The sequence below is a fragment of the Williamsia herbipolensis genome (assembly GCF_000964005.1).
Lineage (GTDB): Bacteria > Actinomycetota > Actinomycetes > Mycobacteriales > Mycobacteriaceae > Williamsia_A > Williamsia_A herbipolensis.
In genome coordinates this window covers 64,066-85,376 of the sequence record NZ_JXYP01000012.1, presented here as the reverse complement: position 1 = coordinate 85,376, position 21,311 = coordinate 64,066, and the positions used below count along the sequence as shown (strand labels likewise).

At 69.9% G+C, this 21,311-nt stretch carries 22 protein-coding genes and 1 pseudogene; 5 read left to right on the top strand and 18 right to left on the bottom strand.

Translation table 11 applies throughout. From position 1 onward, the window contains the following. The 7 genes and pseudogenes from TU34_RS05800 to TU34_RS05770 all read right to left on the bottom strand — a co-directional run. Positions 1-562, bottom strand: a pseudogene (locus TU34_RS05800) (hypothetical protein); the annotation flags it as partial. Positions 563-628: 66 nt separating this feature from the next. Next, positions 629-1,612 (bottom strand): porphobilinogen synthase, encoded by a 984-nt coding sequence (hemB, locus tag TU34_RS05795; protein WP_045821905.1) that lies wholly within the window; start codon positions 1,610-1,612, stop codon positions 629-631. Positions 1,613-1,616: 4 nt separating this feature from the next. Next, a complete protein-coding gene (locus TU34_RS05790; protein ID WP_045821904.1) occupies positions 1,617-3,272 on the bottom strand; it encodes a bifunctional uroporphyrinogen-III C-methyltransferase/uroporphyrinogen-III synthase in 1,656 nt (551 codons plus the stop codon). A 45-nt stretch (positions 3,273-3,317) separates the two neighbouring features. After that, positions 3,318-4,244, bottom strand: coding sequence for a hydroxymethylbilane synthase (hemC, locus tag TU34_RS05785; RefSeq protein ID WP_045821903.1), 927 nt, complete (start codon positions 4,242-4,244; stop codon positions 3,318-3,320). Then, on the bottom strand, positions 4,241-5,593 hold the full coding sequence (locus TU34_RS05780; protein WP_045821902.1) for a glutamyl-tRNA reductase: 1,353 nt from the start codon (positions 5,591-5,593) through the stop codon (positions 4,241-4,243). The genes hemC and TU34_RS05780 overlap by 4 nt, the downstream gene beginning before the upstream one ends. After that, positions 5,590-6,306: a redox-sensing transcriptional repressor Rex gene (locus TU34_RS05775; protein ID WP_045821901.1), complete on the bottom strand. Its 717-nt coding sequence runs from the start codon at positions 6,304-6,306 to the stop codon at positions 5,590-5,592. The genes TU34_RS05780 and TU34_RS05775 overlap by 4 nt, the downstream gene beginning before the upstream one ends. A gap of 48 nt (positions 6,307-6,354) precedes the next feature. Then, positions 6,355-6,606, bottom strand: coding sequence for a glutaredoxin family protein (locus tag TU34_RS05770; RefSeq protein WP_045821900.1), 252 nt, complete (start codon positions 6,604-6,606; stop codon positions 6,355-6,357). A 160-nt stretch (positions 6,607-6,766) separates the two neighbouring features. On the opposite strand from TU34_RS05770, the gene TU34_RS05765 reads away from it, so the two are divergent. Both TU34_RS05765 and TU34_RS05760 read left to right on the top strand, forming a co-directional pair. After that, the gene (locus TU34_RS05765) at positions 6,767-7,870 is read left to right on the top strand and encodes an HAD family hydrolase (RefSeq protein WP_082079911.1); all 1,104 of its coding nucleotides are present in this window, start codon (positions 6,767-6,769) and stop codon (positions 7,868-7,870) included. Between the two features lie 114 nt (positions 7,871-7,984). After that, entirely contained in the window at positions 7,985-8,887 is a 903-nt protein-coding gene (locus TU34_RS05760; protein ID WP_045821899.1) for a type IV toxin-antitoxin system AbiEi family antitoxin domain-containing protein, read from the top strand. Between the two features lie 81 nt (positions 8,888-8,968). On the opposite strand, the gene TU34_RS05755 is transcribed toward TU34_RS05760, so the two are convergent. The 9 genes from TU34_RS05755 to TU34_RS05720 form a co-directional block, all read right to left on the bottom strand. After that, complete coding sequence (locus TU34_RS05755) at positions 8,969-10,102, bottom strand: lysophospholipid acyltransferase family protein (protein WP_045821898.1); 1,134 nt, start codon at positions 10,100-10,102, stop codon at positions 8,969-8,971. A 110-nt stretch (positions 10,103-10,212) separates the two neighbouring features. Further along, positions 10,213-11,271 (bottom strand): NAD-dependent epimerase/dehydratase family protein, encoded by a 1,059-nt coding sequence (locus tag TU34_RS05750; RefSeq protein ID WP_045821897.1) that lies wholly within the window; start codon positions 11,269-11,271, stop codon positions 10,213-10,215. Positions 11,272-11,361: 90 nt separating this feature from the next. Then, positions 11,362-11,463 carry a 30S ribosomal protein bS22 gene (locus TU34_RS22905; RefSeq protein WP_003402602.1) on the bottom strand — a complete coding sequence of 34 codons (102 nt, stop codon included), beginning with the start codon at positions 11,461-11,463 and terminating at the stop codon, positions 11,362-11,364. A 216-nt stretch (positions 11,464-11,679) separates the two neighbouring features. Then, complete coding sequence (locus tag TU34_RS05745; RefSeq protein WP_082502166.1) at positions 11,680-11,973, bottom strand: helix-turn-helix domain-containing protein; 294 nt, start codon at positions 11,971-11,973, stop codon at positions 11,680-11,682. Positions 11,974-12,188: 215 nt separating this feature from the next. After that, a complete protein-coding gene (gene proC / locus TU34_RS05740) occupies positions 12,189-13,061 on the bottom strand; it encodes a pyrroline-5-carboxylate reductase (protein ID WP_045821930.1) in 873 nt (290 codons plus the stop codon). Between the two features lie 37 nt (positions 13,062-13,098). Continuing rightward, positions 13,099-13,944, bottom strand: a complete 846-nt coding sequence (locus tag TU34_RS05735) for a thioesterase family protein (RefSeq protein ID WP_045821896.1) — start codon at positions 13,942-13,944, stop codon at positions 13,099-13,101. Positions 13,945-13,961: 17 nt separating this feature from the next. After that, on the bottom strand, positions 13,962-14,825 hold the full coding sequence (locus TU34_RS05730; protein WP_045821895.1) for a sugar phosphate isomerase/epimerase family protein: 864 nt from the start codon (positions 14,823-14,825) through the stop codon (positions 13,962-13,964). Next, complete coding sequence (locus tag TU34_RS05725) at positions 14,825-16,282, bottom strand: hypothetical protein (RefSeq protein ID WP_045821894.1); 1,458 nt, start codon at positions 16,280-16,282, stop codon at positions 14,825-14,827. Before TU34_RS05725 ends, TU34_RS05730 begins: the two co-directional genes overlap by 1 nt. A gap of 34 nt (positions 16,283-16,316) precedes the next feature. Continuing rightward, positions 16,317-17,282 (bottom strand): Ppx/GppA family phosphatase, encoded by a 966-nt coding sequence (locus tag TU34_RS05720; RefSeq protein WP_045821893.1) that lies wholly within the window; start codon positions 17,280-17,282, stop codon positions 16,317-16,319. A 55-nt stretch (positions 17,283-17,337) separates the two neighbouring features. On the opposite strand from TU34_RS05720, the gene TU34_RS05715 reads away from it, so the two are divergent. The 3 genes from TU34_RS05715 (at position 17,338) to TU34_RS24245 (ending at position 19,128) form a co-directional block, all read left to right on the top strand. Then, positions 17,338-18,168, top strand: a complete 831-nt coding sequence (locus TU34_RS05715) for a DUF3109 family protein (protein ID WP_045821929.1) — start codon at positions 17,338-17,340, stop codon at positions 18,166-18,168. 127 nt (positions 18,169-18,295) lie between these two features. Continuing rightward, the gene (locus tag TU34_RS05710) at positions 18,296-18,907 is read left to right on the top strand and encodes a type IV toxin-antitoxin system AbiEi family antitoxin domain-containing protein (RefSeq protein ID WP_238981179.1); all 612 of its coding nucleotides are present in this window, start codon (positions 18,296-18,298) and stop codon (positions 18,905-18,907) included. After that, the gene (locus TU34_RS24245; protein WP_238981178.1) at positions 18,892-19,128 is read left to right on the top strand and encodes a hypothetical protein; all 237 of its coding nucleotides are present in this window, start codon (positions 18,892-18,894) and stop codon (positions 19,126-19,128) included. The genes TU34_RS05710 and TU34_RS24245 overlap by 16 nt, the downstream gene beginning before the upstream one ends. Positions 19,129-19,195: 67 nt before the next feature. Here the strand turns inward: TU34_RS24245 and TU34_RS05705 are convergent, their stop codons facing one another. Together TU34_RS05705 and TU34_RS05700 are read right to left on the bottom strand one after the other, a co-directional pair. Continuing rightward, entirely contained in the window at positions 19,196-19,885 is a 690-nt protein-coding gene (locus tag TU34_RS05705; protein ID WP_045821892.1) for a response regulator transcription factor, read from the bottom strand. Then, a complete protein-coding gene (locus TU34_RS05700) occupies positions 19,882-21,288 on the bottom strand; it encodes a sensor histidine kinase (RefSeq protein WP_052688767.1) in 1,407 nt (468 codons plus the stop codon). Before TU34_RS05700 ends, TU34_RS05705 begins: the two co-directional genes overlap by 4 nt. Between the last annotated feature and the right edge of the window lie 23 nt (positions 21,289-21,311).

Below are 21,311 nucleotides of genomic sequence, written 5' to 3'. Positions count from 1 at the left end.
GGTATCCGGGCGTGGGGGTCGCGCCTCCGCGGCGGTGCACCGCCATCTCACGGCAGTACTTCTCCGAGTCCTTCTGCAGCAGCAGGTATCCCGCGCCGAGAGCGGCGACCCCGCTGATGACCGACGGGATGGTCGTCCACGCGGGACCACCGTCACCGAAGAGCGAGAACACCGCCTGCACCACGAGGAAACCGCTGAGGAACGACAGCACCAGGCGCGCCCAGTTGTGCCCCGACCGCGCCAGCCACACCAGCAGCAACGACACCGCCGTCACGACCACACCGACACCCACGAACACCCCGACGATGAGACCGGTCGACGCCATGAGATCGGACTGCTCGGTCGACGCCTCGCGCGCGGCCCTGCGCACCGAATCGGCCGCGGCGGAGTACTGACCGCCGTAGGCGACGGCCTGCATCACGATCACCACCAGCCACAGCTCGGTCCCGATCGCCATCGGCGTGGCCAGGGTCGGCTTCGTGTTCTGCGGACCGGACTCCGGATGGGTGCCCTGGTGGGGCGGCCCCGGCTGAGGCGGCCGCGGATTCGACGGGTACGACATGGCACACAGAGTAGTGCCCCACCCACATCCGACGGTGTCCGCCCAGCTCAGGTGGCCGAAATGGGGTCAGGCCAATCGCTGCGCGACCTCGGTGGCCCAGTAGGTGAGGACGATCGACGCGCCGGCCCTCCGGATCGAGGTCACCGACTCCATGATCGCGGCGTCGCGGTCGATCCACCCGCGCTCGGCCGCGGCGGTGATCATCGAGTACTCACCCGAGATCTGGTAGGCCGCGATCGGTGCGTCGGTCGCGTTCGCCACGTCACGCACGATGTCGAGGTAGCTCATCGCCGGCTTCACCATCACGATGTCGGCGCCCTCGGCGAGATCGAGTTCGAGCTCCCGCATCGCCTCGTCGCGGTTCGCCGGATCCTGCTGATAGGTGCGACGGTCGCCCTGGAGCGTGGAGCCGACCGCCTCGCGGAACGGTCCGTAGAACGCCGAAGCGTACTTCGCGGTGTAGGCGAGGATGCCGGTGTCGGTGTGGCCGGCGTCGTCGAGCGCGTCGCGGATCACCCCGACCTGGCCGTCCATCATCCCGCTCGGACCGAGCAGGTGCGCGCCCGCGTTCGCCTGCGCGAGCGCCATCGACACGTACCGGTCGAGCGAGGCGTCGTTGTCGACGCGACCGGAATGATCGAGTACGCCGCAGTGCCCGTGATCGGTGAACTCGTCGAGACAGGTGTCGGCCATCAGCACGGTGGAGTCACCGAATTCGTCTCGCAACGCCCGCAATCCGCGGTTGAGGATCCCCTCGGGATCATCGGCCCCGGAACCGGTGGCGTCCTTGTCCTCGGCGCGCGGCACACCGAACACCATGAGCCCTCCGACACCGGCGGACACCGCCTCGGCCGCGGCTGCGCGCAACGAATCGAGCGTGTGCTGCACGACGCCGGGCATCGACGAGATCGGCTGCGGCTCGTCGAGGCCGTCGGCCACGAACATCGGGAGCACGAGATGCCGTGGCTCCAACGACGTCTGGGCCACCAACCGACGCATGGCCGGAGTGGTGCGCAGCCGGCGCGGCCGGATGTAGGGATGCGAGGTCATGAGATCAGGACCGGGAGCGCCGGGCCTTCTTGCGCGGCGGGGGCAGAGCACCCTCGGCGCGCAGACGCGAGGCGTGCTCGGCGAGGGCGTCGACGAGATCGGGCACCGACGCCGACTCGGGCTGGACATCGACCCGCAGGCCGAATTCCGTTGCCGTCTCGGCGGTCTTGGGTCCGATGCACGCGACGATGGTGCGCGCATGCGGCTTGCCCGCGATGCCGACGAGGTTGCGGACGGTGGAGCTCGAGGTGAAGCAGACCGCGTCGAACCCGCCGGTCTTGATCATCTCGCGGGTGGTCGCCGGCGGCGGAGCCGCCCGCACGGTGCGGTAGGCGGTGACGTCGTCGATCTCCCAGCCACGGTCACGCAGACCCTCCGAGAGCGTCTCGGTCGCGATGTCCGCGCGCGGCAACAGGATCCGGTTCACCGGGTCGAACACGTCGTCGTAGGGCGGGAAGTCGTCGAGCAGACCCAGCGACGACTGCTCGCCGCTCGGGATGAGTTCGGGGTTGATGCCGAAGGTACGCACCTTCTCGGCGGTGGCCTCGCCGACGCAGGCGATCTTGACGCCGCTGAACGCGCGTGCGTCCAAACCGAATTCGGCGAACTTCTCCCACACCGCGCGCACCGCGTTGGTGGAGGTGAACACCACCCACTGGTAGCGGCCGTCGACGAGACCCTTGACGGCACGTTCCATCTGCGCGGGACTGCGCGGCGGCTCGACGGCGATGGTCGGCACCTCCATGGGGATCGCGCCGTGGACGACGAGCCGATCGCTCATGTCGCCGGCCTGATCCTTGGTGCGCGGCACCAGAACGGTCCAGCCGTACAGCGCGCGCGACTCCCACCAGCTGAGCTTGCCGCGCTGGGCGACGACCTTGCCGATGGTGACGATGAGCGGTCCCTGCAGACCCGCACCCTTGTCGTTGAGCGTCGCCAGCGTCGCCTCGATGGTGCGCTGCTGGCAGGTGGTGCCGTTGACGGTGACCGCGACCGGCGTCTGCGCCGCCACACCGTGCTCGGTGAGGGCGCTGGCCGTCTCGGCCAGGTGACCTGCGGTGGCGTGGAGCACCAGCGGGCCGGGGGCGGCCGCGAGCGCGGCCCAGTCGACCTCGCCGCGGACGTCGGCCTCGGTGTGCGACGAGCCCAGCGGCATACCCGCGTAGCTCGGCACCGCGGCGGCGGCCGGGAGACCGGGGATGACCTCGAAGCCGACCGAGGTGCGGGCGACGGCGGTGACCTCGGCGAGAACGGAATCGGTGGTCAGCGGATCGCCGGAGACCAGCCGGACCACGTCGTCACCGGCCTTCGCGGCGGCGAGCAGGGTCTTGGCGACCTCACCCGGATCGCCCAGGGCCGGTCGGATGCGTGCGCCGGCGGGGTCCTGATCGTCCGCGGCGGACGGGGTGTCGACGGGGGCGTCGTCACCGTCGGCGGTCGCGTCGGCCGACGAGGGTTCGGGCCGGCGGACGACGGGCTCCTCGACCGGGATGTCGGCCCCGATGAGAGCGGTGACACCCGCGGGGACGTCGGCGTCGACGAACACGGTGCTCGCCGAGGCGATGGCGTCTCGGGCGCGAAGCGTCAGCAGTGCCGGATCTCCGGGGCCCGATCCGACAAACAGGATCCGACCCGGACTGGCCTTCTTCGTACGGCTCATTCGTGCGCTCTCCTGACCCGTGCGGGGGTCCGTTGCGTTCGGTGGCTACTGAGAACGCATGACCTCCGCGGCCCCGCGATCCAGCAGTTCTACGGCGAGTTCCCGCCCGAGATCGGCAGCGCGTTCGACCGGTCCCACCAGCGACGACCGGATCACATCGGATCCGTCCTCCGCAGCGACCGCAGCGCGCAGCGACAGCTCGGTGAAGATGCGCCCGTCGTCGTCGAGCGACTCCACCACCTCGGCGATCGCTCCGACCGGGGCCGTGCAGCCGGCTTCCAGGGCTGCCAACACGGCTCGCTCGGCATCGACCGCCGCCCGTGTGGGGGCGTCGTCCAACTCGGCGAGAATGCTCACCAGTTCGGCATCATCGGAGCGGCACTCCACAGCGAGGGCACCTTGTGCAGGTGCCGGAAGCAACACGACCGGGTCGAACGCCTCGGTGACCTCATCGGCACGACCGATACGAACCAGCCCGGCACGGGCCACCACCACTGCGTCGAGTTCGCCGCTGGCGACTTTGCCCAACCGAGAATCTAGGTTGCCTCGTAGGGGGCGGATTTCCAAACCGAGACCCAGTGCGTTAAGCTGCGCGATCCTGCGCGGCGCCGAGGTCCCCACGGTCGATCCCGGTGGCAGCTCGCCCAGCACCCGACCACCCGACGCGACCAGCGCATCACGCGAATCCTCACGCGGCGGGACGGCGGCGATCGTGAGCACCGGGTCGACCGCGGTCGGCAGGTCCTTGTAGGAGTGCACGGCGACGTCGATGTCGCGGGCGTGCAGCGCGTTGCGGATGGCGGTGGTGAACACGCCGACGCCGATCTTCTCCACCGGCTCGGCCGACATGTCGCCTGCCGTGGTGATGACGACCAGCTCCGCGTCGTGGCCCGCCGCGATCAACTGGTCACGGATGACCCCCGACTGCGTCGTCGCCAACAGCGAACCACGCGTTCCTATCCGGATGGTCAACGGTCGCTCCCCGTGACCGGCAGGCCGGTCTCGGGAGCCGAGACGGATTCGGCCGCACCGGGAGTCAGTTCGAACAGCTCGCGCAGCGCCTCGGCGTAGTGGTCGCCGTTGGGGGTCGAGGCGAGCTGCTTCACGCGCACCGTCGGCGCGTGCAGGAGCTTGTCGACGACGCGACGGACGGCCTTGGCGACCTCGTCACGCTGGGGGTCGTCGAGTCCGGGCAGCCGGGTCTCGAGGCGCATGATCTCGGCCTCCACCATCTCCGCGGCGCGCTGGCGCAGGGCGGTGACGGTCGGGGTGACCTCGGCCTGACGCTGCAGGGTGAGGTACTCGGCGAGCTCGCCGGCGACGATGGCGCGCGCGGCGGAGGCGTCGGCGGCCGCAGCCTGGGTCGCCCCGTCGGCGCGCAGGCCCTCGATGTCGACGATATGGACGTGCGGCAGCTTCGCCGCGGCGGGATCGACGTTGCGCGGCAGTCCGAGGTCGCAGATAACCAGAGGCGTGGTGCGGGTGCGCTGCGCCAGGGCCGAGTGCACCTCACCGACGCTGACCAACGAACCGACCGTGCCGGTACAGCTCACCAGGACGTCGGCCTCGGCGACCGCGGCGGCCAGGTCGGCCATCGGCACCGACGTCGCCCGCACACCGTGGTTCTTCGCGACGTTGGCCGCGAGGTGGTCGGCCTTCTCGGCGGTGCGGTTGACGATCGACAGGTCGAGGACCCCATCGCGGGCGAGATGGGCCGCGGCGAGCGCACCCATCGCACCGGCGCCGAGCACGACGGCCGACCCGATGGCGCCGGGGGTCTCGCGGGTGCCGAGGAGCGCGCGGGCGCGGTCGAGGGCGACCGACACCACCGACGCGCCGGCGCGGTCGATGCCCGTCTCGGTGTGCACGCGCTTGCCGACGCGCAACGCCTGCTGCGCCAGTTCGTGCAGGACACGTCCGGCCGAGGAGTGTTCGTCGGCGCTGGCGTAGGCCGATCGGATCTGGCCGAGGATCTGCTGCTCGCCGACGACCATCGAGTCGAGTCCGGCGGCCACGGTGAACAGATGCTCGACGGCGGCCTCGGAGTACCGGACGTAGGCGTGCTGCGTCATCTCGTTCACGGTCATGCCGGAGTGCTCGCCGATCACCGCACCCACCGCCTCGAGCGCGGGGTGGAACGCGTCGACGACGGCGTAGATCTCCACCCGGTTGCAGGTCGAGACCATCATGACCTCGGAGATCTGCGGGGTGTCGAGGAGTTGGTCGACCAACTTGGGTCGGTCACCGTCGGACACCGCGAGGCGTTCGAGCACCGAGACCGGCGCGCTGCGGTGGGACACTCCGAACAGGAAGATGCTCACACTGACACTGCTTTCTGGGTGGCTCCGCTCACGGCGTTCTCGGTCGATGCACTCGTCGAGTCGCGCCGCGAGGCGTTGAACGCGAGGACCTGGAGCTCGAGAGCCAGGTCGACGGGTCGGACGTGCACCGACGGCGGCGTGTGCAGCGCCACGGTCGTGAAGTTGAGGATCTGCCGCACGCCCGCCAGCACGAAGGTGTCGCAGGTCTGCTGCGCGATCGCGTCGGACGTCGCCACCACGGCGATGTCGACGTTCTTCGCTGCGCATTCGGCGGAGAGTTCGGTCATCGGTGCCACAGTCATCTCAACGCCCCCGGTACCGAATGTGGTGCCCACGAGGTCGGGATCAGTGTCGAACATCGCAACCACGCGGAACCCGCGTCCGAATCCTGTGTGTGCGAGAAGGGCCCGCCCCAGGTGGCCGGCGCCGGCCAGCGCGACGTTGTGGGTGTCGGACGTGCGCAACGCCAGAGCGATGCGGGCGGTCAGGCGACCGACGTCGTAGCCGACCCCGCGCACCCCGTTCGCGCCCACATGGGAGAGGTCCTTGCGCAGGATCGCGGGGTTCACGCCCGCCGCGGTGGCCAGTTGCCCGCTCGACGCCACCACGACACCGTGCTCACTGAACGACCGCAGCACGTGCAGATAGGCAGCCAGCCGCGCCACGGAGGCAGCGGGGATCGACGATGTCACGTCGTCGTCGGCATGAGGCACGCGTCGAGGGTATACCGCTTGTGAACGCGTTCACAAAGAAGGGCCGACTCACCTCGCGGCATCGAGGTCGGCCCGCAGTCGGGGCATGTCCACCTCGCCGTAACTGTGCTCGCGCTCGTCGAGCAGCACCACGGGCAGACGATCACCGAACTCCGCGCGCAATGCCGGATCGTGGGCGGCCGCGGCGTCGACGTCGACGATCTCCAACGCTGTGTCGTACTCGACAGAGACCGGCTGCAACTCCTCGAGCGCGCGGGCACACGCCGGGCAACCCGCGCGGGTCAGCAGGGTGATCACCATGGACACCGATTGTGCACCCGAACGCGCCGGACCAATCGGATGCTGTGGGCCGGGTGCGGTGGGCGGGGTGTGACGAGCGGGTGCGGCTAGGCTTGGAGTCCGAGGAGCAGGAGGCGATCTGGTGACCGATACGCCCGGCGACACCGACCCCGAGGGGTCGATGCACACCGGCCCCACCGGCGATGGTGCGCACGAGCCCGATGCCATCCCGCCGGTGCCCGCCGAACAGTCCGTCGACGCCGTGACCAGCACAGGTCCTGTCGGTGCCGAGGATCGCGAACCCGGGGGCACCGTCAGCAACTGGATCTCCTCGCGAGCCAATCGCTCGGCACAGTCGGGGCGGGTCGGCCGCTTCCGGCAGTCCGCCGCCGAACTGCGACACTCCCTCGCCGGTGAGGCGAGCGCGCAGGCCGCCTACGCCACCCTCGAACGTCGCGGCCGGCTCGCCGGACCCGTGCACGACGACGACGAGCCCGGCGCACCCACCGACGTCCCGCCCGACCTGACCGCCGCCGCGTTCTTCGACGTCGACAACACGCTCGTGCAGGGCGCGTCGATCGTGCACTTCGCGCGCGGGCTCGCCGCTCGCGACTACTTCTCCTACCGCGACATGGCCGAATTCGCCTGGGCGCAGGCCAAGTTCCGTATCAGCGGCCGCGAGAACGCCGACGACGTCGCCTCGGGTCGGGAGAAGGCCCTGGCCTTCATCGCCGGTCGCTCGACGGACGAACTGCGCAGGCTCGGCGAGGAGATCTTCGACGAGACCATCGCCGACAAGATCTGGCCGGGCACGCGCACCCTCGCGCAGATGCACCTCGACGCCGGACAACAGGTGTGGCTGGTGACCGCCACCCCACTCGAACTCGCACAGACCATCGCCGACCGCCTCGGCCTCACCGGAGCCCTGGGCACCGTCGCCGAGAGCGTCGACGGGAAGTTCACCGGACGCCTCGTCGGCGACATCCTCCACGGACTCGGCAAGGCCCATGCCGTGCGACAACTCGCGGTGCGTGAAGGCCTCAACCTCAAGCGCTGCACCGCCTACTCCGACTCCCACAACGACGTCCCGATGCTGTCGCTGTGCGGAACCGCCGTCGCGATCAACCCCGACGCCGACCTCCGCGACGTCGCCCGCGTCCGCGGCTGGGAGATCCGCGACTACCGCACCGCCCGCAAGGCCGCCAAGATCGGTCTGCCCACCGCGGTGCTCTTGGGTGCCGCCGGCGGCGGCGCCGTCGCCGCGGCCCGTCGCCTCCGCGACTGACCGCTTCTCGCGACCGTTTCGTCCTCGCGCGACCGTCGCAACGGTCGCGCGAGGTGCAGCTGGTCGCGGGAGATGTGGCGGGATCCGATCGGTTGTCGGCCGCGTCCAAGCTCCATGACCACATTTCCCGTCGACGAGATGGGTCTCGTACACCGCGACTCCGTCCTCCGCGTCGGCCTCGCTGACAAACACCTCGCGGCCGCAGTCCGCGAGGGCCGCCTGACGCGCCTGCGCGCGGGGACCTATCTCCTCACGACGCCCTCGTCGCCCGAGCACCGACACCGCTTGCGTGTCGTGGCATCGACGCAGCCCGACACCGTCGTCAGCCACCATTCCGCGGCGGTCCTGCACGGGTTCGCCATGCTGCGACCGGCATTCGAACGGGTGCACACGACGTCGGGTTCCTCGGCCGGCGGCCGGATCTCGCGCACCCGTCACATGCACGCGGGTCCGCTCGACGACGTCGATGTCGTCGGTCACGACGGACTCCTCGTCACATCCGCGGCGCGGACGGCGGTCGACGTCGCGTGTCACGGCGACTTCGATCAGGCGCTGGTCGTCTTCGACTCCGCACTCCGCGGCGGAGTGGACGCCGTCGACCTCGCCGCCGAGCTGGATGGTCGCCGCCGTCGCGGGATCGGCGTCGCTCGACGAGCCCTCGCCGTCGCCGACGGGTCCTCGGCATCGGTGGGCGAGTCGTGGAGTCGCGCCCAGATGATCACCGCCGGACTCCCCATCCCCGTGCTCCAGCGTGAACGTCGCCTGTCGGGACGGCGCATCATCACCGACTTCGACTGGGACGACCGCCTCGTCGGGGAGTTCGACGGGCAGATCAAATACGGCCGGCTGCTCACCCCGGGACAAAAGATCGAGGACGTCATCGCCGACGAGAAAGCCCGAGAGGATCTGTTGCGGTGGAGCGACCGGATGGTGGTCCGGTGGGTGTGGGCTCAGCTCGTCCGACGCGAGGTCGTGGGACTCATCCGTCCGTGGCTCGGTCGGTTGGAACGCGTATGACCACATTCCCGCGACCGACTCGGCCACCGGCGACCATTGCGACGGTCGCCTGAGGCGGGAACGGTCGCGTGAAGCGTGAGATCAGCCGAAGTAGACCGAACCGCGACGGGAGAGCATGCGGAAGAGGGTTTGTTGGATCTCTTCGCGGACGTGGTCGGTGAGGTCGAAGACGACCATGGGGTCCTCGGCGGCCTGTTCGTCGTACTGGCTGGTCTCGATGGGCTTGCCGAAGTGGATGTGCCACTTCGACGGCAGCGGTACCAGGCCGAGCGGGCCGAGCAGCGGGAACGTGGGCGTGATCGGGATGTAGGGCAATCCGAGCACCCGGGCAAGCGGCTTCAGATCGCTGAGCATCGGGTAGATCTCCTCCGACCCCACGATCGAGACCGGGATGATCGGCACGGCCGCGCGCAGAGCGGTGGTGACGAAGCCGCCGCGACCGAACCGCTGCAGCTTGTAGCGGTCCTTGTAGAGCTTGCCGACACCCTTGAACCCCTCGGGCCACACCGCGGTCAGTTCACCGCCACGCAGGAGTCGTTCCGCGTCGGCGGTGCAGGCGAGGGTCGACCCGGTCCGGCGGGCGAGTTGCCCGACGAACGGTGATTCGAAGGCGAGGTCGGCGGCGAGCATCCGAAGGAACCGCGCGCGGGGGTGGTGATCGTGGACGGCGACCGAGGTCATCAACGCGTCGATGGGAATGGTGCCTGCGTGGTTCGCGACGAGCAGCGCGCCGCCCTCGTCGGGGATGTTCTCGATGCCGGTGACCTCGACACGGAACCACTTGTCGAACAGCACCCGCATCGCGGGCAGGAACACGCCCTCGGTGAAGTGGGGGTCGAAGCCGAAGTCGTCGACCTCGTAGTCACCGGTCAACCGCTCGCGGAGATAGCCCGCTCCGGAGACCACCGAATCGGCGACCGCGGACCGCAGTCCGGTCAGGCTGAACAGTGGGCTGCCGGTACGTCCGACGGGCAGCCCCGCGGCGTCGAGACGCGCGACGACATCGGCGTTGATCGGGGTGATCTCGGCGGTCGTGGCGTCGGCATCGGTCGGGGCGACGATGTCGGAAGACGTTGGGGCCGAAGGTGTTGCCGGCTTCTGCTGCGACGGATGACGACGACGGACCTGCTCGCGACTGGGCGCGTCGGGTGGGGTCGCGTACAGCTGGATCACCTTGGCGGTCCGTGCATCGGATGCGCCATTGTTCTTGACCACTGTGCCGACACCCTTCCGCAAATCTCGCCGCGCTCTCCCCGACAACGTTTCCAGCCCCCGGTCGTGCCACCGCCTGCCCAGTGTAGAAGGTGGGGCAAGTCGGTGCCGGTTCAGACCAGCGAGCGCGCGGTCTCCGCGATCCGCTGTTCGAGGCGGTGCCACGCCCCCGCCGACACCACCGGCTCCAGGGGGCGCCTCGCGATGAAGTCGTCGAGTGTCTCGAGGCTCGAGTACCTCGGCGCGAAGCCCAACTCGGCGCGCATGCGGGCGGTGTCGAGGACGCGCCCGTAGGTGAGGTACGACGCCTGGTCGCCGTGCAGCGTCGCCACGCGCATCCCGCGGAACACCCCCGCCACCGAACCCAACAGGTTCGCCGGCACCGGCAGTTCGACACGACCGGCACGACGGATCGCCTGGGTCAGTGTCACGACACCGTCGGCGGCGAGGTTGAACGTGCCGGGTCGGCCGAGCAGCGTCGCGTGCTCGAGCGCGGCCAGCGCGTCCTCCTCGTGCAGGAACTGCAGTCGCGGCTGGTAGCCGATGACGACCGGGATGATCGGCGAGGAGAAGTAGATGCTCATGCGGGTCGAGATCTTCGGGCCGAGCATGGCCGTCGGCCGAAGGATGGTGACGTCGATGTCCTGACGTCGGCGCGCCAGCCCGCGGGCGTACGACTCGACGTCGAGCAGGTCGCGTCCGTATCCGGTGGTCGGTTCGACGCGAGCCCGGTTGTCCTCGGCGAAGTGCGCGGGATCGGCGGCGCTCGAGCCGTAGACCATCCCGGTCGACCGCAGCACCAGTCGCCGCACCGACGGTGCCCGCTGGCACGCGGCGCACACCTGCATCGCGCCGATGACGTTGAGTTCCTTGATCGCGGGCGAGTGCGCCACGGTGTCCATCACCGACGTCGCCGCGTGCACGACGGTGTCGACGCGCGCGTTCTCGATGACCTTCGCGATGGTGGGGCGCCGGATGTCGGCACGCACGAACTCGGCACGCCCCATCCTGCGGATCATGTCCTTGCTGGGGACACGCGCATCGACGGCCAGGACCCGTTCGATCGAGGGGTTCTGCGCGAGGCGGGTGGTGAGATAACCGCCGAGGAAGGTCGACGCACCCGTCACCAGCACCACCTTCGGTGCATCCGACCGTGCGTTGGCGTCGCTCATGGGGTCACCCTAGCCATCGCGGGCGTCGGGCGCAGATATGAGAAAACCCGCCGACCAGCGGCGGGTTTCGTCATGGGAGAACTCAGTCGATCACTTACCGAGTTTCCTGCGCTGCACTCGCGTGCGACGCAGCAGCTTGCGGTGCTTCTTCTTCGACATGCGCTTGCGGCGCTTCTTGATGACTGAACCCATCTGGGCACCCTCACGATCTGACCTAATGGTCCTTGCGGTCTGCGGACTGCACTCGTTCCGCAGAACCGCGGGGCCGGTGGGCCGTCGAGCACAACAATGGTCCACGTTACCGAACGCCGGCCCGGAGATGAAATCGGCGGGCCTGCGACGACGGCGATCGTGGACTCGGCGGGTGCCGGACGACACGCAGGTCGCAGGCACCCGAAGACGTCGGTGTCAGCCGACGTCGAAGTACGACGTCTCGAGGTAGTCGTGAACCGCCTTGGCGTGCACCCGGAACGAGCGCCCGACACGCACCGCGGGCAGTTCGCCGCTGTGGACGAGCCGGTACACGGTCATCTTGGAGACACGCATCAACGCGGCCACCTCGGCCACGGTCAGGAACTGGGTTCCCGAGCCGACAGCATTCAGTTGGCCGCCAGAGGCGGGAGTGCTCGAGCCGCTCGAGGCCGGTGTGACCGGTGACCCACTGGGGCCGTTCCGGTCGCCGGCATTACTTGCAGGCGCCATGAAATTCTCATACCTCCGGTGCACGCGTCGCGGCCGCGGGCTTCCCCTCCCGCGGACACCAGACACGCACGTGCTCCAGGGAGCTTAGCGTGGCGCGTGGGAAAGATGCGACGTGAGTGGGTAACCATTCTGAGATTGACCAGTTAGCGAACCGACATACGGCGTGTCGCGGTCAAACGTCGGCGTGGCGTGTGCAGACGCACGCGCCGGCGGGGTCAGTCGCGGTCGGAGATGTCCGATGTCGAGGGTCCGGAACCGCCCGAAACGGGCCGCGTGTCGGCCGCCGCCATCGACACACTCGCCGCGACGTTGGCCCGCATGGCCTCGTAGAACGCGTGCCGGAAGCCGTTGGCCTCGAGCTGCCGGATCGCCTCGGCCGTGGTCCCGGCCGGCGAGGTGACCGCCGCGCGCAGGTCCACCGGCGACACCTTCGACTCGGTCAGCAGCACCCCGGCTCCGCGGATGGTCTGACCGGCGAGCTCGGTGGCGACGGCCCGGGTGAGCCCCAGCCCGACACCGGCGTCGATCATCGCCTCGGCCATGAGGAACGCGTACGCCGGACCCGATCCGGACAGCGCGGTGACCGCGTCCATCTGCTTCTCGGCCACGACGACGACCCGCCCCACCGACTCGAGCAACCCCACCACCGTCGCGACGTGGTCCTCGGTCGCGTATCGACCGGGCGCGACCGCCGACATCGCCTCGTTGACGAGCATCGGGGTGTTGGGCATGACCCGCACGACCGGCGCACCGGCGGGCAGGGTGTCCTCGTAGCGACGGGTGGGCAGCCCGGCGACGAGGGTGACGGTGAGTCGCTCCACCTCGGCGTTGTCCTCCACCGCGGCGACCTTGGCCAGGACGGCGTCGACATCGGCGGGCTTGATGGCGAGCACCACGATCGCCGCACCCTCGACGGCGTCGGCGAGGTCGGTGACGCGGACGCCGTACTCCTCGACCAGTTCGGCCCGTCGCTCCTCGGATTTCTCCGCGACCACCAGGTCACGGGTAGGTCGGCCCGAACGGATCAGTCCGGCGAGCAGCGCCTCCCCGATCTTGCCGCCGCCGATGATCGCCACCCGCTGAGTCACACGCATCCCTCTCTGAACGAAGTCGGACCCCAGCTGATCACGGCGCGCCCTCCGGGATCAACGCGAGCTGCCGCGACTGGGCGACGAGCGCACCGGTGGAGTCGATCACCCTATGGTCCTCCTCGAACCAGCCGGCACCGACCTCGCTGGTCGACGACTCGATCCGCAGCCAGCCCGGTGCAGGTGCGCGACGCAGGTAGGCGGTGAGCTGCAGCGTCGGGGCCCAGCCGATGAGGCCGAGGTTCATCACCACCGGCGCCGACAGGTCGCCGCAGAGCACGGCGAACGGGCCGTCGGGATCCGAGTCGCTCGGTCGGGCCCAGATCCGCATCAGCGGCGCACCGGTCTCGCCACGGACCATGGGGGTGGTCGCGGGGTCGTAGGCCATGTCGATGGCGCCGGTGAGATGCACGATGTCGGACATCGCCGAGTCCTTGGTCCACTCGACGTCGGCGGGCGGTTCGACCGGCATCTCGGTGATCGCCTGCGGCGCGACGTAGTGCGGCTCCGCGGTGTCGGGACGGCCGAGGGTGATCGACGACGACACCCGGGTGCGACCACCCTGCACGATCTCGACCTCGACGAGCGAGATCCGACGCCCCCGTTTGCGCACCCACACCACGACCTCGACCTCGGCGGGGTCGGGGGCACCGAGGAAGTTGCTCGCGACCGCGATCGGGGCCAGGTCGGCGGGGATCTCCGTCCCATCGGGCGCGGTGTCGGCGAAGGCGCGCAGCGCGGCGTACGAGGAGATGGCCTGCAGCGCACCGCCGTGCACCTTGCTGCCGATGGTGAACACCGGATCGATGGTGATGAGGTAGGTGCGTCGGTCGGCGGTGGCCTCCGCGCTGTCACTGGGGCGTAGGTCGGCGAGCCGTTTCACCGGCGGTCTCCTTCAGGTCAGGTTCGGGCCAGATGCTCGCGCGCGAACGCGAGCGACCGGGCGAGGATCTCACTGCGTTCGGGTTTGGTGCGCGCCGAGCCCGTGGTCACCTCGAGCACCACTGCCCCGGCGAAGTCGCTCTCGGCGAGCCGACGGCACACCTCGACGCATGGCTGGTTGCCGTCGCCGGGCACGAGGTGTTCGTCGACCGCGGCCCCGACACCGTCGGTGAGGTGCAGGTGGTTGAGGTTCGACCCCATGCGTTCGAACAGCGCGAGGGCGTCGACGCCGGCGGTCGCGGTGTGCGACAGGTCGAGCGTGTAGTGCGCGAACCCGTCGTCGGTGGGGTCGATCGAGGTGCCGAAGGCCGAGACGTTGATGCCGGGGCCGCCGCGGCGCTGCATCCGCTCCGCGGCCTCCTCGTACTTGCCGAAGACGCGGTCGGCGCGCATCGGGAACATGTTCTCCACCGCGACCGCGACACCGCTGTCGGCCTCGAGTTCGGCGACGAGCGTCGAGAACTGCTTCACGTAACGACGCTGCCACCGGAACGGCGGGTGCACCACGACGGTCGCGGCGCCGAGCTCCTGCGCGGCGGTCACCGACCGCGCGAGTTTGGCTATGGGGTCGCGACCCCAGACCCTCTGCGAGATGAGCAGACACGGCGCGTGCACCGACAGCACCGGCATGGCGTAGCGGTCGGACAGATAGTGGACGTGGTCGATGTCCTGGCTGACCTGTTCGCCCCACACCATCAACTCGACGCCGTCGAACCCCAGCTCGCTGGCGTACTGGAACGCGGCCTCGGTGTTCTGCGGATAGACCGACGCGGTCGACAGTCCGATGGGGATGTCGACCTCGACCGGCCCCCGATCGGCCATCAGTTGCCCGAGGCGAGCAGGGCGAGGGGTCCGATGGTGACGACGAGACCGACGGCGAGCGCGAGCAGGGTGCTGATCAGGTCCTGGCTGCGGCGGACCACGTGCACGAACGTGACGAGTCCGAAGATGACGACAACGCTGAGGACCAGCGCGAAGTAGACGTTCCAGCGCCAGAGTTCGGTGAAGCCCAGGAACAGTCCGACCCCGATCACCAGGCCGGCGAGAACCTGCAGGCCGAGCACGACCCACTGCCGCGTCGGGGACGCCTCCTCGGTCGCGGCGGCGCGGCGCGAGGCCCGGGTCGGGGTCGATGCCGTGTCGTCGACGGTGTCGGCGGTGTCGGCGATCGGTTCGAGGGACGTCGCGCCGAATGCCGAGGTGGGCGCGGCCGACCTCGAGGCGGTGTCGTACCCGCCGAGCTGCGTCCGATCGAGATCGACCACCTCGGTGTCGGGGTCGTCGTCCACGCGGTTCTCGACAACGGCGCTGGGCTCGATGTGGTCGTACGGCAGATCCGCGGGAGGCAGTTCGTCGAGATCGACGTCGTCGCGTTCGGGCTCGGGCGCGAAGCGGTACGGGTGATCGCGAGGCGCATCGGCGACCGGATCGGTCGCCACCTCGTCGGTCGGTGTCGCCTCGGTGATCGGGGCGGGGGCGCGGTCACCGCTCAGGCGACGCAGCACGCCGCGCAGACCACCGCTCTTCGCCGGCGGCTCGACCTCCTCGGCGGGGATGTCCTCGAAGTTGCGGTAGCGCTCGAACGCCCGCTCGCGTTCCTCGGGCGACAGGTCGTCGAGGTCCTCGTCGGCGGGCAGCGTCGGCCACGCCACCAGCGGGCCGTCGGCGTAACGCGGGATGATCCCGGTCGCCTCCTCCCCCGCGGGCTGATCGGCGCCGAGTCGGTCCCGGACCGCGCCGGCGCTGATGTCGCGGGTCGGCGGGTGCACCGGCCGCCCGGTGTCGGGGCGCGCGGTGTCGGGAGCGGCCCAGCGCGCGGTGTCGGCGACCGGTGGCCGACCCACCGGGGGCTCGGAGCGGGGGAACGGATCGGGGTCGGCAGCCGGGCGCGGCGCCTCCGACCGGGGGAACCGGCGCGACCGCGGTTCGTATCGCGGGGTCTCCGACGGCGCGATGTGCGCCTCGCCCGGGTTCGGGACGAACGAGGACTCCGCGGCGAGGGTGGCGTCGTCGGGTACAGCGTCACCGCTGGTCACGTCCCCGAACGCGGTCGAACGGTCGATGGCGGCGAAGCTGCCGGAGTGCGCCGAGCCGCCGGCGATGCGCGGTTGCTCACCGGTCAGTTCCGACACGGAGAACGAGCCGGCCCCACCACGACGGCGACGTCCGCCGCCCGAGTCGGCCGTGTTCGCGGCGTCCTGCGCATCCGCCTCGGCCCGCCGGGCGAGGATCTCCGCGACCGAGATCGGGCGCGAATCCGGATCGGGTTCTCTTGCCATCACGTACTGCCCTTTCTCACGAGCGAGATCAGCGTCATCGGGTGCCGGGCGCCCGCGGATCGCCGACAGGTGCCATCGGCTCCACGTCGAGCCTGCGCAGGATCACGCCCTCGCGCAGGGCCCACGGACAGATCTCGAGGGTATCGACCGACAACGCCCGCATCGACGCCTCGGCCACCAGCGCGCCCGCGACCAGCTGACCGGCGCGGTCGTCGCTGACCCCCTCCAGTTCGGCGCGGTCGCGCACCGACATCCGCGAGATGAACGCGATGAGCTGGCGCAGGCCGTTGCTGGTCAGGGTCCGGGTGACCCGCGGGCCCGCGCTCGACGGCGCGGCGCCGGTCAGTCGCGCCAGCGACCGGAAGGTCTTCGAGGTCCCGACCGCGAGATCGGGGGCACCGGCGTCGGCGAGCGCCTTCGCGGGGCCGGCGAGTTCGGCGTCGAGCCAGTCGCGCAGGACCGCGACCCGTCGTTTGCCGGGCGGGTCCTCGGTCAACCACTCACGGGTGAGACGACCGGCGCCCAGCGGCAACGAGAGCGCGACGTCGGGTTCCTCGTCGACACCGTTCGACAACTCCAGCGACCCGCCGCCGATGTCGAGGGCCAGGATCCGGCCCGCACTCCAGCCGTACCAGCGGCGGACCGCGAGCGACGTCAGCCGCGCCTCGTCCTCCCCGGTGAGGACCTCCACCTCGACGCCCGTCGCGGCGGCGACCTCGGCGAGGACGTGGTCACAGTTGGTGGCGTCGCGGACCGCGGATGTCGCGAACGCCATCACCTGCTCGCAGCCCGAGGTGCGGGCGATCGTGGTGAACTCGTCGACCGCCTCGACCAGCGCGCGAGCGCCGCTGTCGGACAGGCGACCGGAGCCGTCGATCTGCTCGGCCAGGCGCAGCGTCGATTTCGTGGAACTCATCGGCGTGGGGTGCCCACCGCGATGGGCATCGACCACCAACAGGTGGACGGTGTTGCTTCCCACGTCGAGAACTCCTAAGCGCACGCAGTACAACCTAGTGCGTCTACCGTTGGCTGTTGTGCAGGCAGCCACCGACAAGATGACACCCGCTCCCGAGGTCGAACTAGACTTCCCCCGGGAATGGTTCGATTTCTTCGATCCCGACGACCCCGAACACCTCATCAGCGCCGACCTCACGTGGTTGCTGTCGCACTGGACGTGCGTGTTCGGGACGCCCGCGTGCCAGGGCATCATCGAAGGGCGCGAGAACGACGGATGTTGCAGCCACGGGGCGTATCTCTCCGACGACGACGACCGCAAGCGGCTCGAACACGGGATGTCGATGCTGACGCCGGCCGACTGGCAGTTCCACAGCAAGGGCACCGGCAAGGATCCGCTGGGCAAGCGCGGATACCTCGAAGAGGACACCCTCGACGACGAGCCCGCCATCAAGACCCGGAAACACAAGGGCGCGTGCATCTTCCTGAACCGTCCCGGTTTCGCGGGCGGCGCGGGATGTGCGCTGCACGCGATTGCGCTGCGCAAGGGGCTCGAGCCGCTGACCGTGAAGCCCGACGTGTGCTGGCAGCTGCCGGTGCGCCGCGAACAGACCTGGGTCGATCGCCCCGACGGCACCCAGATCCTCAAGACCACGATCACCGAGTTCGACCGGCGTGGTTGGGGTTCGGGCGGCGAGGACCTCGAGTGGTACTGCTCGGGCTCACCCGACGCCCACGTCGGTGCCACCCAGGTCTGGCAGTCGTACGCCCCCGAGCTGACCGAACTGCTCGGCCAGGCCGCCTACGACGAACTCGCCGCGGCCTGCCGTCGCCGTAACGGACTCGGCCTCATCGCCATCCACCCCGCCACCGCCGCGGCCACCACCCGCCGCGACACCGACATCAAGTACGTCGAACTCGACGCCGAATAGGCGCCGCTGCTGCTGAAAACTGCCCCGAGGCGGGGTCGCGAGGGGAATGTTCCCTCGGACGACGCTGTCGGGGCAGTTTCCAGCAGCGCAGGGAACCGACCGCGGTGCGGCGACCGTCGAAGTCGGCATGCACAGCAACGTGTTCTCCCGCACCGAGCTCGTACGTCTCGGACACGACGACACCGCCATCCGGGCGTCGGTGCGTTCCGGCGACCTGATCCGACTGCGACGCGGATGGTTCGCGACCCCCGCGGCCGATCCCGACACCGTGGCCGCCGTACGGGCCGGAGGCGTACTCGCGTGCGTCTCAGCCCTCCGACACCACGCACTGTGGATCCCACCGACCGCGCGCGGACTCCACATCCGGTTCTCGCGGCACGGCGAACGCTCACGTCGTCGCCGCTGCCAGGGACACGGGCGTCCGCACCCGTTCGTCGGTGCGGTCGACAGCATCCCGATAGCCCTCGACTGCGCGGCCCGGTGCCTCGATCGGGAGTCCTGGATCGTGATCGCCGATTCTGCGCTGGCGACACTGAGATGGTCCCGGACGGAATTGGCGTCGGCGATGCCGGCGTGCCCGGCACAGGTCCGACGATGGCTGCGCGACTGCGACACTCGCGCACAGTCGGGAACCGAGACGATGGTCCGGTTACGCCTGCGTGCTCGCGGCTACGCGGTCGAGGTGCAGCCCGAGATCCCGGGGATGGGTGGGTGGACCTGCGAGTGGGGCGTCTTCTGATCGAGTGCGACAGCAGGGCACACCACACGAGCGCGGAGAACTACCGCAACGACCGCAGACGTGACCGCGCGGCCCTGCTCCTGGGCTATCTGACGATGCGGCCGACGTACGAGGATGTCGTCCACGAGTGGGACAGGCTACTCACCGACATCGAGGCGATCACCGGCGCCGATCGGCACCGCCACCGTCCGGGCCGAAAACTGCCCCGAGACGGGGCCTGAAGGGGAATGTTCCCTCCGACCACGCTCTCGGGGCAGTTTTCAGCAGCAGGCAGTCAGCAGCAGCGACTCACGGCTCGAGCTTGTAGCCCAGTCCGCGGACGGTGACGAGGTGTTCGGGGTTGCCCGGGTCGGATTCGATCTTCGAGCGCAGGCGCTTGACGTGGACGTCGAGGGTCTTGGTGTCGCCGACGTAGTCCGCACCCCACACCCGGTCGATCAACTGCCCGCGGGTGAGCACCCGGCCGGCGTTGCGCAGGAGGTATTCGAGGAGGTCGAACTCCTTGAGCGGCAACGTGACCGGCGATCCGCCGACCTGCACAATGTGGCGGTCGACGTCCATGGTCACCGGGCCGGCCTCGAGCAGGCCTCCGTCGATGCCGAGGTCGTCGCCGGTGTCGACCCCGCGGCGCAGGACCGCGCGGATGCGGGCGATGAGTTCGCGGGCCGAGTAGGGCTTGGTGACGTAGTCGTCGGCGCCGAGCTCGAGGCCCACGACCTTGTCGATCTCGCTGTCGCGCGCGGTCACCATGATGACCGGCACGCTCGACTTCTGCCGCAGCGCCTTGCAGACCTCGGTGCCCGAGACCCCGGGGAGCATGAGGTCGAGCAGCACGATGTCGGGCGACACGCGTTCGAACTCACCGATGGCCCGGGTCCCGTCGTTCACGACGGTGGTCTCGAAACCCTCCTTGCGCAGGAGAAAGGCGAGCGGATCGGCCAAAGACTCCTCGTCTTCGACAATCAGGACATGCGTCACCGGTGGGATTCCTTTGTCTCGAGAACCCGTGTGGACGGGTTCGGGGTGTGGCTGAGGGCCGAGCGGGCGCGGGCGGCGGGTCCGTGTGACGAGGCGTCGCCGGCGCGGGGAGTGGACCGGCGCGGCGCGCGGGCCATCGGCACGGCGAGGGTGAAGGTCGAGCCGGTGCCGGGCTTGCTCCACAGCGTGATGGAGCCGTCGTGGTTGGCCGCGACGTGTTTGACGATGGCGAGTCCGAGTCCGGTACCGCCGGTGGCGCGCGACCGGGCCTTGTCGACCCGGAAGAACCGTTCGAAGACCCGCTCCTGATCACGCGGGGCGATCCCGATACCGCGGTCGGTCACCGCGATGGCGACCATGTCGTCGTCCCCGGCGACGACGCGACGGCTCACCGACACCGGCGAGTTGGCCGGCGAGTACGCGATGGCGTTGGCGATGAGGTTGTTGAGCGCGGTGAGCAGCAGCGTGCGGTCGCCGCGGACCACGAGGCCGCTCGGGGGGTCGGTGGTGAGCGAGATGCTCGCGGCCTCGGCACCGACCTGCGCGCGGTGGATGGCCTCGTCGACGAGGTCGTCGACGTCGACGTCGTCGGCGTCGGGCAGCTTCTCGGCGCCCTGCAGCCGCGACAGGGCGATGAGCTCGTTGACCATGTTGCCCATGCGGATCGACTCGGTCATCACCCGCTCGCCGAAGTGGCGGACGGCCTCGGGATCGTCCTGCGACTCGAGCAGCGCCTCGGTCAACAGACCGATCGCCCCGACCGGGGTCTTCAGTTCGTGCGACACGTTGGCGACGAAGTCGCGCCGGGTGGCCTCGAGTCGCACGTTGTCGGAGTCGTCGTCGCCGTAGACCACGGCGTAGCGCTCGTTGCCGTCGGTGACCAGCCGGATGATGCACCGCACCGCGACGGGCGGGTTGATCGCGCGGCCGGTGGAGACGAACCCGTTGATCGGGTGGTCGGGGACCAGCTCGACGTCGCAGTCGGCACCGGTGTCGAGGACCGTGCGCGCGGCCTGCCACACGTGGTCGTCGAGAAGGTGGTCGTGGACGAGTCCGAGGGCATCGGCGCGCTTGTTGAACAGCACGACGTCGCGGTGTTCGTCGACGACGGCGATCCCGGTCTCGGTGGACTGGACGATCAGCGCCAGAAGCGCGGCCTTCGACATGCGTCCGTCGACGATCTCGGTGCCCGGCTCCAGCAGCTCGGCCGGACCGCCGACCTGATTGCGCAGGTCGGCGGTCTCGCCGGGGGAGATGGCCTCGGGTTCGCTGCTCGTCGCGCTGCGCAGCGTGCTCACCGCGTCGGCTCTCCGCGCGGTACCCCGCCCGATCCGCCAGCCCACAGCCGCGGCCACACACACCGCGACGACGGCGACCACGATGACGACCACCGTTGCGGTCATGTCACCCACCGTGCCCGCCGGGC